General features: G+C 41.9%; 8 protein-coding genes. 4 read left to right on the top strand and 4 right to left on the bottom strand.

Annotated features, from left to right (window positions below; all coding sequences use genetic code 11):
* Positions 1–267 precede the first annotated feature (267 nt).
* Positions 268–723: a nucleotidyl transferase AbiEii/AbiGii toxin family protein gene (locus tag ABFQ95_04710; protein ID MEN8236827.1), complete on the top strand. Its 456-nt coding sequence runs from the start codon at positions 268–270 to the stop codon at positions 721–723.
* A gap of 337 nt (positions 724–1060) precedes the next feature.
* Here ABFQ95_04710 and ABFQ95_04705 read toward each other — a convergent pair whose 3' ends face one another.
* Together ABFQ95_04705 and ABFQ95_04700 are read right to left on the bottom strand one after the other, a co-directional pair.
* On the bottom strand, positions 1061–1561 hold the full coding sequence (locus tag ABFQ95_04705; protein ID MEN8236826.1) for a hypothetical protein: 501 nt from the start codon (positions 1559–1561) through the stop codon (positions 1061–1063).
* A gap of 133 nt (positions 1562–1694) precedes the next feature.
* Positions 1695–3665, bottom strand: coding sequence for a lytic transglycosylase domain-containing protein (locus ABFQ95_04700; protein MEN8236825.1), 1971 nt, complete (start codon positions 3663–3665; stop codon positions 1695–1697).
* A 193-nt stretch (positions 3666–3858) separates the two neighbouring features.
* Here ABFQ95_04700 and ABFQ95_04695 point away from each other — a divergent pair, with 193 nt between their 5' ends.
* The 3 genes from ABFQ95_04695 (at position 3859) to ABFQ95_04685 (ending at position 7112) form a co-directional block, all read left to right on the top strand.
* Positions 3859–4116, top strand: a complete 258-nt coding sequence (locus ABFQ95_04695) for a hypothetical protein (GenBank protein MEN8236824.1) — start codon at positions 3859–3861, stop codon at positions 4114–4116.
* Between the two features lie 41 nt (positions 4117–4157).
* Positions 4158–5648, top strand: a complete 1491-nt coding sequence (locus tag ABFQ95_04690) for a Fic family protein (protein MEN8236823.1) — start codon at positions 4158–4160, stop codon at positions 5646–5648.
* Between the two features lie 147 nt (positions 5649–5795).
* Positions 5796–7112 (top strand): porin, encoded by a 1317-nt coding sequence (locus ABFQ95_04685; protein ID MEN8236822.1) that lies wholly within the window; start codon positions 5796–5798, stop codon positions 7110–7112.
* A gap of 297 nt (positions 7113–7409) precedes the next feature.
* On the opposite strand, the gene ABFQ95_04680 is transcribed toward ABFQ95_04685, so the two are convergent.
* Both ABFQ95_04680 and ABFQ95_04675 read right to left on the bottom strand, forming a co-directional pair.
* Positions 7410–7808, bottom strand: a complete 399-nt coding sequence (locus ABFQ95_04680; GenBank protein MEN8236821.1) for a type II toxin-antitoxin system HicB family antitoxin — start codon at positions 7806–7808, stop codon at positions 7410–7412.
* Between the two features lie 122 nt (positions 7809–7930).
* Entirely contained in the window at positions 7931–12637 is a 4707-nt protein-coding gene (locus ABFQ95_04675; GenBank protein ID MEN8236820.1) for a hypothetical protein, read from the bottom strand.
* Positions 12638–12694: the final 57 nt, after the last annotated feature.

The raw sequence follows: 12694 nt of genomic DNA, 5'->3' as shown, positions 1-12694 counted from the left end.
CCGCCATTTTGCCTGTGGTTGCCATTAGGTGGATACTCACACTCTATCGCTGCAAACCCTTTGTCCCAAACGATTTTTCCTTAAGTTAGTGCCATTGGGAGTTAGCCTCTTCATTTTGTCTGTCCAGTCACTACAGATTTTGCCACCCTCTATAGTGCGATCGGAGGCACAAAGATATCTTTATTGTAGCGTGAAGCATGAAATCAATTTTGTCAAGCTCTAGTTTTATTTTGTGTCACTACACTAAGTCTTCGAAAGATTAACAGTTTGTATTATAAAGAATATTTTTTCGAAATAAGGGGGTTTTTAGGGGCTCAGGCCGTTGAACTTGGGTTAAGTCGTGCTTTGATTGAGTTGTATCAACATCCAGTGATCCAGAATTCGCTAGCCTTTCGAGGTGGAACAGCGCTCAATAAGCTCTTTGTTAAACCTGCTGCACGCTACAGCGAAGACTTAGATTTTGTCCTTGTAGACGATGCACCTATTGGTCATATTCTTTCTGCAATACGAGAAGCTCTCGATCCTTGGCTTGGTGCAGCTAAATGGAAACAAACAGAACGATCCGCTAAATTAGTTTATCGGTTTTCATCAGAGAATGAACCCCCAGTCCCTTTAAGAGTAAAAATTGAAATCAACACTGTTGAAGCCTTTAATTTGTATGGCTATTGCCACCACAATTATAGCGCAGCAGACTTCCATATTGATCAGATTTTAAATGCTTAGCAACGAATTGTACTTAAGGAACGCCAGCGAAACAACTTCCAACTTTATCAGGACTCCGGTAAGAGTATCTACCTTGTTGGCGTGAATTTTAATTCGCAAACGAAGAGTGTTGGTGATTGAGAAGTCAGAATCCTCTTAATTAACTTAAGTGTGGGAGCGGGTTTCATAGGCATTATATCAATAATTGCTCAATCGATATCATCGAACTCAATATTTCGATTCAACACGGGTACGAATACAATTTAATCATGAATTAAAATTAACTACTCTTAATGAGTAATAGCAATAATCTTTTGCAAATATTATTGTTGCTATCAATAAGAGTAGTTATGTGTTATTATTTTATAATTAATTTCTTGCCTGCATACATTCTGAACCAGTTGACTCCACCCCTAGTCATTACATCATCACCCCTCGTAGTGGTAAAAATACCAAATGCAGCATATGGTTTGTCATCATTTGACCTTGCTATCACTTTGACCTGAAATTTGATAGTATTTTTATCGGTAACAATATTTTCAACAACAATTGTCGATGTGTGGCTAGAGTGCGCTTCAACCGCAGTGACGGACTCATGCTGCGCGCCAGCTCTGCCAGTCCTATTAAAAAGTTTTATATGAGGTGTCGCCGCATCTAAAGCTCTTAAAAGTTCAATAGCGATCTGATCCGCGTCATAATTATCTCCTACAAGGCGCGCAAGAGATTTTGCTACCCTTTGCTCACCGTATGTAGGGTTTATTTGCAGTCGCACTTCTGCTTGCGGAAGCGTTGCAAAACTTACATTCGTACCTACAACAAAAACAAATACTATATAAAACAAAAAATAAAATCTATACATTTTTCTTCTCCCTGATTAATAGTTAACATAATATACTATACAGTTATATTGTAAATTATAATTTATTTTATGTCAATAATTTTTTATACTTAAAAGCAAAAAATAACCATTTAACTCCTTGGTTCCATTATCATTAAACTAGAGGTTTCCATTTCTCGTGAGGATATCTGCGCAGCGTTTCAGCGCAGCACTGCCTTGCTGATTTCTGATCTCTGATTTCTGACAAGTAGATCCAATAATTGCTCAGTACGTATTTCACATAATCTCGGGTTTCTCCGTACGAGATACGCTCGATCCACTGAATTAAATCTACGCCTTCAAGCCGTGGGTCTCCGTTGCGTTTGATCCATCTATAAACCGGGGTGGGGCCGGCATTATAGCTGGCAAGGGTTAAAACTAATGATCCATCGAATTCTTCGAGACGATCTGAAATATACTGGATTCCCAGCTTTAGGTTGTAGGCTGGATCATGGGTTAAGCGTTTGCGCTCATAGGGCATATTTAGTTTTTTAGCCATCAGTTTTGCAGTTCCTGGAACCAATTGTATTAGGCCCAAGGCATCAGCAGGGCTGCGGATGAATTGATTAAAGTTACTCTCTTGGCGCACAATTGCCAGAATAAAAGCGGCATTTGGTTGCGAGTTGTCAATCCAGTGTTTGGCCAGCGGGTACGACCATGCATTAGTAATTCCATGAATTTTAAGAGATTCGACTAGGTATTCTGGATACACTTCCCTGATAAAGTGCATCGCTTGAGTGCGTTTTGCAGATGTATTGGCGCGTTTGTTTATTAGATAGACAAAACTTAAAATGTCTTCTGTTGCCTCCATCTGTTTTAGTAATCTTGCAGCTACTGCTAATTCTTGGGAAGCTGCATCAAAAGACTCTGCCCCCGAAAAAGGCGCGGGCTGCTTAAGGTTTAAAGGCTTACTGCTTTTAAGCTTTTGCATGCTTTGTTGTCCATAAAAAGTGGTTGGGTACCCAGCAGCTTTTTGATACCAGTTTTTAGCGCGCTCTGGCTGGGAACCGGCTTCAGTCACCCGCCCCATCCAATAGTACGCTTGAGCTCTAGACGTAGCCGTTTGCGCGTCTCGTGCCATCCGCCTAAAGTGGTCATAGGACTGCTTTGGGTCATCTAAATAAGTTAAGGCCACCCAGCCTAAAAACCACTCTGCATCACAAAAGTGCCGTCCGGTTTTCCAAGGGTGATGCTCGAGCACTTGATAGGCAAGCTTTGGTTGGTTTTGATTCAGTGCCTCGCGAGCCAGAGCCATTTGCTCTCTCCACCAAGCAGCGGTCTTTGTCGACGCTGTAGGGATTTTAGCTAGAAATAACATCGCGCCTTCAAGGTTGTCGTGTCTGCGATGCCATTTAATCCAGTTGTAAAGTAATCCTGAATCCTCCTGTAGTTCAGTTGGCAATGCTTTGGCCAGTTTACCGGCTTGGGGGTCCTTGGTAATAAAGGCCAGACGTATTTTGGCTATTTGTTGATCTTTATGCGGCAAAAGGGAGAGCATACGTTTGACTTGCTCAACACGCTCGCTGGCTAACATGTGTTTGGCTCGGGATATATGGTCGGTAAGGCGTAGGTGTTTTCCGTGATCCTTTAAGAATTGTTGTTGTTGCGTGGAGGTGAGGGGGAGTTCGGTCCAGGTTTTACGGACAATGGTTGCGGCTTGTTGGCTTCGTTTGCTTTTAAAGAGCGCGTCGATATAAGCTACTGCCCCCTGATAGGTTAATGGCGGGAAGGATTTAAAAAAACTAAGCAAAGCTTCCGGCTGGGTGTCTGCTTTGATATGAGCTTCAGCTTGCTTGCGCAAGGCGCTAATCCAAGGCCAGTGCGTGTTTTGTGAGATAAATCGCGCGTAGTCTTGAAAGGTAAGGTCTGTATCACCTTGCCGAAGTTGCAACCATTGGATCAGTTTTGTGGTTGTAGGACATGCTTTAGACTTGGCATGTTGCAAGGCTTCTGGCCATTTTCTTGCGCTGGCCAGTTCAAGAGCTGTTTTGCATGTTGTCGGTTTACGTAGCGGAGTAGGGACGGCTTGAGCGCTTTGACTGGAAGCAAAAATAATCGTAAACACTAGCAAAATTCGATAAATCATCTAACTAAATTCCTTGGTAATCCGTGGAAGTATGTGCCCAATTGTCGAACGAATTGGCAGGTAATTCAAGTGGAAATAATTTAGCCAAGGGGTAGACTATCACCCTATGGGGGATGACCGTTGCTTTGAAAAACTTGACACATTTGCGCAAGTCCTAGATTCTCAAACTATTATTAACACATGGAGGAAATTTATGGATAATCCACTAATACTTGCTCTTACAATTGGAATTGGCCTGTTAACCACAGGTTGTAATGGCAAATTCAAACCCGGCCAATATGAAACAAATAGTGATATAAAACCAGGGCCAGGCTTGTTTAGCGGAGAGGACGGTGAGTTCGTGATTTATCAAGGAGATCCTTTTAGTAGCAAACAAAAAAAGCCTGATGGAAAAGATACACCACTGGAAATAGAGGATAAACCCCAAAAAATCCAAAAACACTACTTTTAAATCCCATTTTCTCCTAATATAATGCAGCTAAGGAGATTATAATGCCCAAAAAATCCTACGATGACCTACCAGAAGTTATTGTTTCAAGTACTGAAATTACCAGGCAGGTATACCAGTATGTTAAGCTAGGAAAACTTAGAAAACTGGGGCCGCGCGTTTACACTAAGAATCTCAAGGATCCCCCTGAGGTTATAGTTAAACGTAATTTATGGCAAATTGTTGGCGGGTTGTTTCCAAATGCAATAATTGCAGATAGAACTGCCCTTGAAAATCAACCTGCCCCTGATGGCTCCGTTTGTATTATTTCCTCAAAAAAGAGAAATATCTCTATACATGGAATTGTTATTCGTCCTAGAAAGGGGCATGCTCTGCTTCAGAATGATATGCCTTTTATCAGTGGGTTATTTATTTCATCTCAGCCAAGAGCTTTTCTTGAAAACATGAAACCTTCTAGAGCTAGTAAAAATTTACTGGCGAGAACGCTTTCACAAGTAGAAATTGAAGAGTTGCTTGAAAAAATATATGTCAGAAGAGGTATAAAAGCGCTTAATGATTTAAGGGATCAAGCAAAACTGATGTCGGCAGAATTGGGGTTGGCTAAAGAATACAAAAAGCTCGATAATTTAATTGGTGCCTTTTTGGGAACCCGTTCTTGCGGTCTCAAAAGTACAGTTGGGATAGCCAGACAATCTGGGTGGCCATATGATCCTAAACGGGCAGATTTGTTTCAAACACTTTTTGCAACACTTAGGAATAGTTCTCCAGTTTTTCGAGTGTCGGCTAATCGAACCATGCAAGAGTTAATGCATATAGCATTTTTCGAAGCCTACTTTTCTAATTATATTGAAGGCACAGAATTCGAGATCGATGAAGCCTATAATATAATTTTTAAAGGCCGTATTCCTAGAGAAAGGCCGGAAGATGCTCATGATATTTTAGGGACATACAAGATTGTTTCAGACTATGCAGAGATGCAAAAAACTCCAAAAAATATCGATAATTTCGTAGAACTTTTAAAAAAAAGGCACGCTTTGATTATGGAAGGTAGGCCAGATAAAAATCCAGGAGAGTTTAAGTTAACAATAAACAGAGCTGGAGGTACAGTCTTTGTTGCACCAGACCTTGTTTTAGGCACTCTTGCAAAAGGTTACGAATTCTATCGAACCTTAGATTCTGCCTTACATAAAGCAATATTTATTATGTTTTTAGTTGCTGAAGTCCATCCATTTATTGATGGTAACGGTAGGCTAGCGCGTGTAATGATGAATGCAGAGTTAATAGCCGCAGGCGAATGCAGAATTATCATTCCAACTATTTATAGAAATAACTATTTGAGTGCTTTAAGAGCTCTTTCGTTAAATGGGTATGCCGAGCCATTGTTAAAAACACTTGAATTTGCGCAAAAATATACAAGTCGTATAGCTTTTAGTGATTTTGAAGGGGCCTTTGAATTGCTAGAGCAAACAAATGCTTTTATGGATTCAAATCTGGCTGATGAATTAGGAAAACGGCTGGTGTTGCCTCAAATGTGACCGTTCGGCTTACACCGGCCGTTTGATTCAGCATGGGTATATTCCGGTATGCTGGCCTAGAACTCTTAAACAATTTGCCTCCAACCTGCTTTCTGCGTTAGACTTTTGGTAAAGAAATGCTTTGACAAAGACGCAAGAAAGACGTTGATGAAATATAAATTGTTGGCAGGGGTCATTCTCATCACCCAATGCTGCGCAGCGGGTCAGGCCATGGCTGATGGAAACACTTCTGGTGAAGTGGCGGAACTAAAGGCTATGGTTAAGGAGTTGTCTGAGCGCGTTATCGCGTTGGAGTCTCGATTGCGTGAACAACAAAGTGCATCAGCATCAGCACCAGCGCCGGTTCCTGCATCGCATGGCCCTCCAGTCCAGCTTGCTGCCAACCAGACACAAAGCTGTACTGCAAAAGCTGCCAAAACAGCAAAACCGGTTGTAACCTCAGATAACGACAATGTTAAGCTAAAGATTAGCGGTCAGGTCAACCGGGCGATGTTGTTTGCCGATAATGGCAATCAGTCCAAGTTTTTCCATGTCGACAATGACAATGTCTCAACGCGTTTTCGCTTCCAAGGGGAAGCACGCGTCAATGAAGACTTTATGGCTGGCGCGCAAATCATTATGCAGGTCGAATCCAATTCCAGTGCTGATGTGGATATCATCAGAGAAAAAGATAGCGGATCTGTCATTACTGACCGTCAACTGGAAGTGTATTTTGATAGCAAACGTTTTGGCCGGCTTTGGCTAGGTAAAGGCGAAACCGCATCCGATACCACTAACGAAATTGACCTTTCTGGTACTGGTGTGGTTGCAGATGCGGTCAGCGGTATTGAAGAATTTGCCGGCGGTATCAGCTTTTTCAATCGCAAAGATCCAGACGAGCCAGGACCACGTGTTAAAACGGTTTTCGCTAACTTTGATGGTCTGGATTTGAAAAATCGGGTGCGCTATGACACCCCAAGTTTCTATGGATTTACGCTGGGGGCCAGCCACGCCGATACTGATTCATATGATGGTGCCATTAAATTTGCTGGTGAATTTGCTGGTCAAAAAGTACAAGCAGCCTTTGCTGCCGCAAGGGATTATCCCAGCTTTGCCCAATACAACAGCTCAGCGTCAGTGTTGTTTTCCTGTGGTATTAGCTTAAGCGGTGCTTGGGGCATTCGAGGTTTTCGAGGCATTGATAAATTAGAACGCGAAAACGCAGATCTGATCTGGGGTAAGCTGGGTTTCCAGCATCAGTGGTTTGAGATTGGAACGACAGCCTTGGCCGCTGACATTGGGCGTGTACGTAACCTGGATGAATCGGGGGATCGCGCCAAAGCCTGGGGCGTATTCTTGGTACAAAATATTGATATCATTGCCACTGAAATCTTCTGGGGTGCCCGCTGGCACCGACTTTCTCGCCGTAAGGCCGATTTTCACACGATTGGTGCCTCCATGGTCGGTGCAAGGATTAAGTTTTAGGTAACCTGAGTTTTGGATAAGGGGAGAATTTGCTTATCCTCCACGGGCCGTCATCCCGGCCTCCATTTTTCCCCAGCTCGCCAAGAGCTGGATTGGAAAAATGAGTGAGCCGGGATCCAGTTTTTTAGTTTTGAGGGAAAAAATAATTGGCTCTTTTGCTTATAAAGATGGGGAGTCAGGAGAGGAACTATACTGAGACCCATTTTTGTCGCAAATTCGTGGGGGCTCATTGCCGCCCCCACTTCCGGCATGACGGCCGCGCTGGTTTCACTAAACTGCCCTCGCTTTGCGGGAGCGTTATGATTGAGTACAGTTTTGACGTATACGATGCATAGCTGCATCTGCTAAAAATGCAGAGCGTGACAAGCTGTGCTCTCGGACATATTTATCGATTTCCCGTAGGGTTGATTCGTGCATTGTAATATTGATTCGTTTGGTTTTGATTGGTGCAGTCACTACGAAAATAGCCGCTCCTTCGTACTCTGGATTATGCGCGATTCGTTCTAGGGATGATGGTTCAGGGATTTTATCTCCTTCCTCCAACATAAATTGGAGATGCGCGGCCAGTGCCTCTTGGGCCATTTTACGTGCTTCTTCCATAGTTGAGCCGGCTGTTATACAGCCAGGAAAATCAGGAAAAGAAACACCATAATCAGAATCTTCGTCCTTATGTAATAAAGCGATATATTCTGTCATTTTATTCCTCCTTCATCTGTCTTAAAGAAAGTCCTGCTTATTTTTCAAGACTACGCAATGTTTCTACTGCCTTTACGAGCTCCCTCATCCTTTTTCAGTGCTTTGTTGCCAGGTTGCGGTACTTATTCGTCGTAAACCAAAAGGTATCCAGCACGTTGCAACAACTTCTGTAAGACGCTTGATTTTACTATATAGCGATCGCCATCTTGTGTCGTGAGGTCCTCAAAGGAGTTACAAAAGTAGGGATCGTTTTGTGCCCACTGAATAATTTCTTCTAAATAAATTGTACCAGAGTCTTGATCACCCGCTGGCCTAGGTGTTGTCTTCACCCGATCAGCAACGATGTCTATGATGTTTTTGCGGTACTCATCCAGGTAACCACAGATAATTGCCGACAAATTGTCAACTGGGACTTGGAACATTGCGTGGTACTGCATTGTTTCTGCCTGCAAGCAGAGAGAAAAGGGTATGCGACATGCCAACTCCATAAACAAGATAAGTTCGATTGCCTCATTCGGGTTCACTAGGTTAGCTATTTGCTGACCAATAGCCTTTACGCCTTCTATACGTGCGAGCCTTAAAATATTCGCCAAACGTGCAAAAATGTCATCCTGATTTGTAGAGATCAATTCTTCTAAGGTCTCCAGAACTTGGCTAGAGGCATCTACGCACGTCCTTGCTTGATCGATGACCTTAAGTAGTGCCATACATTCACTTTGTTGTTGCGGATCAGCAAGTTTGTCCTTGAACAATCGATTGTAGAGACGCTGGAGGCGTTTGCGATAACGGGCTTGTTTTTTAGGTGCAAAAGCTCTGTCAGCGTCCCTGCAGTTGTAAATGTGTGCTTCAAACCCACTCCAACCAATAAAACGTCCAATGACTTTTTTCTTATCTGCTTTCTCTTGGAAGTTCCAACCATTGCACTGATCAACAAAATTATACAATTGCGTTCGGATATGTTGGAGTTCGATATCTGTAATGTTGTAAGGTACCTCCTGATCGAGTGCGGGAATTTCAACCAGTGGATCATGTTGAATATTTTGAACATTTAATTTCCAGCCATCCTGTCGCCACTGGCACTCATCGAACCTCTCCATACCAATAATAACAGCATCATAATATTTTTTGTTACGTGGATCATATTGCCAGTAAGGAGCAGGGTGTCCTATAAACATATCGTAGTTTAAAGCTACTCCACAAAGACCTAATTGATTATCAATTAGGTTTTGAAAATTCTGAACTCCTCTTGATAGTGATTGCGACATTCGGAGAAAGTTCTCTTGCTCATTTTTACTGTTCTGAGTGCCTGCTCTCACTCTCTCTTGCAATTCTTGCAGGAAAAGTGTGGATTTTGTGGGAATGAGATCAGCAAAGGCACGGTAGTGCTTGGCAAGATCAACCAAATGTATCTGACATAAGTCTTGTGCTGTTATTTGTTGTTGCAGCAAATACAGTGCAAAATCCGAAAATTTAATGTCACCAAGTACAAAATTCTCGACGTCGAAGAGCTCTTTGGTGAGGGGCAGTAGCTTTAAAATATGCTCATTATTAAAGGCTTGAGCCCGATGCCACCAGCCTTTGAGTTGCTCATCTTCAAGCCTAATCTCAGCATTTTTGTAGTGTTGATCGCAGCAATATGCCACATACGTAAGCTCCATATCACCAGGTTTTGCAACCCGCCCTGAAAATTCGTAAAGTTTCTGGGAGATCTCAGTTAACAACTGCCGAGAAAATTGAACAGGAGTCAGGCATGGCAACAACCCTAGCTGCTCAAGAGCTAGGAGTTTTGCATTCGGCTCGTCAGCAAAACCTCGGTGGTTTTGTGCCACTAAAAGCCTGTAGTATGCTTCAGGGTATAATTTTCCTTCCAGCATATCAGTGGCCAATTGTGCAATTTGGCTCTCAGATAATGAATGGGAGTCAAACTTACGCGAACATTTGAGAACCCTGATCAGGCTTGTTTTATAACTGTGACTTTCTCTGGTTGACAGCTTGGCAACTTGAGTCAGTAAGGGCTCTGGAAGCAAGAGTCCCTTGTTCAAGAGTCCCTTATTTTTTAGGACCTTTTTCTGTGCGTTAAGGTGACATTGATCAATTGCCTTGCCAATTCTTAGCTGACCTTTTGCTTCGATTAACAGCTCGGCAACCTGTAGGAAAAATGACTTTTTGACCTGCGCCTCTAACTTGGCAGGGTTATGCTTTGCCAGCATTCGAAGGTGTAAAGGCACACATTCGGGGTGTAACAGCTTGTTGGGAATCGGGTATAAAATACCCAACACTTTACCTAAAGCCACCCTATGCTGTAGCCCTTCAATGTCTTGATAATAAGCAAGCTGCTGACAGGTTGGTGTAGTGAGCTCAAAGTAACGCGATTTGAGTTCTGCTGCATGCTTGACGCGCGCAGACCGAAAGGCAGTAATTTCATCTAAATAGTTGGGCGCTGGGTTACCAGGGATCGTTGGCTTGTCTTTGAGATAGTTGGCGAGCCCTTGATAATAATAATTTAAATCCATGTAGTCTGGTTTATCTTCTTCTGTAGGAAGTTGTAAGGTATAAGCATTTTCTTTTAGAAAAGCTTCAATAGTTTTGATCAAGTCGTCAGAAAGAGATAGATAGTTTCTGACAGCAATTAGCCTAACTTTTTCAAATTCAAGATATTCGTATCGATTACGAAGATTTTTCATTTGTTGGTCTAGAATTATTTCAGTCATTTTGCATACTATCTTAAATGAATTCATAAAAAAGCACGAATTTCTTGATTGGTCTAACAGATCTTCAATCACTTTTTGACACATCGGTTCAAGCAAATCTGCGTCTTGACCTACCAGATGTAAGAGCCTATTTTGTTCTACCCAAGAAAAATAACTCACAAGCGTCTTTGTAAAAATTTGTTGGCGTTTTTCAACAGGTGTGTTGCGAGCAAAAAATTCGCCATCTGGATCACAAATCAGCCATAAGAAAGCGCTAACATCAGTAATTTGTTTTGTATTTAAAAAAATAATATCTTTTTTTATTTCAATAACACCTTTGATACTATTCAAAGTGTTTAAAAACTTTACTTTGGCTTTTCGAAACTGTATCTGCTTCTTAAGCATGATATCTGCAATTTTCTCACACGCTTTGTCTTTCAGATTAATATTTTCTAAAAAATGAAAATTCTGATCTGCAAACAAGTTTGTTTCTGCAAGTACGTTGGGCAATAGTTGAGCAAGGGTTCCTCGGTTATTCAGCAGCAATTGTGTTGCAAGCATCTGAATGGCTTGTAATGACAGACTAGCAAGGATTTTGTACTTCTGAATGTGCTTTACTAGAACCAGTTTTTGTGCTGCTTGATACGTTTTTTTAAAATTCAGCATACAGAGAATTGTTTTTCTGGTCAAATCATGACCTTCGAAAACAAATTTTGGCAGGACCTGCATCAGGGCATCTTGACGGCTATAATCATTGTCTACAACTAGATCTAGTACCTTGGTAAGCTTGTGTTTATCGAGAACAACGGTTGATTTTTTAAAAAATGCCTTTTCTATTGTACGTTTAATTGTAGCAAGGGCCCGTTGATAGGAACAGATGTCGGCCACCATAACCTCGGCGACTTGTGCAGTGATGTTTTGCTCGCGATAAAACGCTAGTGGAATAAGACTTTGCAAAACCCTTTGCTTTGCTATTTTAAAATTGCAGTTGTTTTGCCACATATGTTGTACAACCTTTTTCGTAATATTGCGTTTTGACATATTTGGTAAGATGTACCAAACGGGATCCAACACCTCTACCAGAGCTGTGCCTAGGTCTAGGTTACGAGTGACGATATTGTAAGCCATGCGTTCGTATTGTTCTGTTGTTAATCCTAAATTACGAGCTCTAAGGTTATTAACCCAGTGCTTGAACCTACGCTTGTCTTCAGCATTCTGGGCGGATGTTCGGTACTGATTCTTTATTTTGTTGAAAAGGGCCTGCTTTCCTGGAAATCTTGTGGTTTTAGCCCCCAAGCTTTGTTCTGCCAGTTTAAGATACGTATTAAAATGGGGAGACCAGCGATTAAATTGCTGGGCCATATCGTAAAATTGTTGGGCTACATCAAGAATTTTTTGTGTGTCCAGAAGAGCCGACCGAGGATATGGCCAGTCAAGAGTGATGTTGCTGGTTTTTGGATTACAATCAGTAAGCAACTGGACTGGATTCACCGCAGCACCTAACTTGAGATGAAGCTCGTCTTGCCCCTTTATATGTCCAATTTTAGTGACCGGCCTGTCATGCTCGACCGTTAGTTTGCATTTCCTACCCCTATCAATGTCACCATAATTTTTAATATCGCGGTAGGTGAGATGCACCCCACCTAAAACTCGTAGCTTTGAATTCTTAACACCGTGGTAAACATCCGTGTCGAAATTACCGTCTTTAAGCCCAAAAATTCCATGGTTGTCGACGCGTTTAACTTTGAATTGATTTGTACCAAGGATTTTTGAATAACCGTAATTGGTAAGATTATTGGCAGTTATATTAAAATTTTTGGCTGAAAAATTTTGAAAATTGACATTGCCAAAGGTGTTAAGTTGCACAAAATAAGAGCTAACTTGCTGGTTAGCTCCGACAATACTAACGTCGCCGGAGCAAGAAATAGTGAGATTTTGGATAAGCTTTTTTAGTGAAGATTGTGACTGTAATTTTTTGTGATTGAGCAGTTTATAGTTGTTGTGATTTGAGACGGTAATCTTTTCATTTATCAGAGTCAGATATTGTCCCCTACGCGAGAGATTTTTCGAAACTTGTAGCGTGAACTCTTGTTGATGGTTAGCACAAGACCGGCGCGTTTTTTGTAAGTTGATAATCAAGTCTGGCGCTTTGGCGAAGCTAACTGACCGTAGCCCTTCAACTAAGTTGGCCGTTAG

The sequence above is a fragment of the Pseudomonadota bacterium genome, from assembly GCA_039714795.1.
Classification (GTDB): Bacteria; Pseudomonadota; Alphaproteobacteria; order JAGOMX01; family JAGOMX01; genus JBDLIP01.
This window is presented reverse-complemented; position numbering and strand designations above follow the sequence as displayed.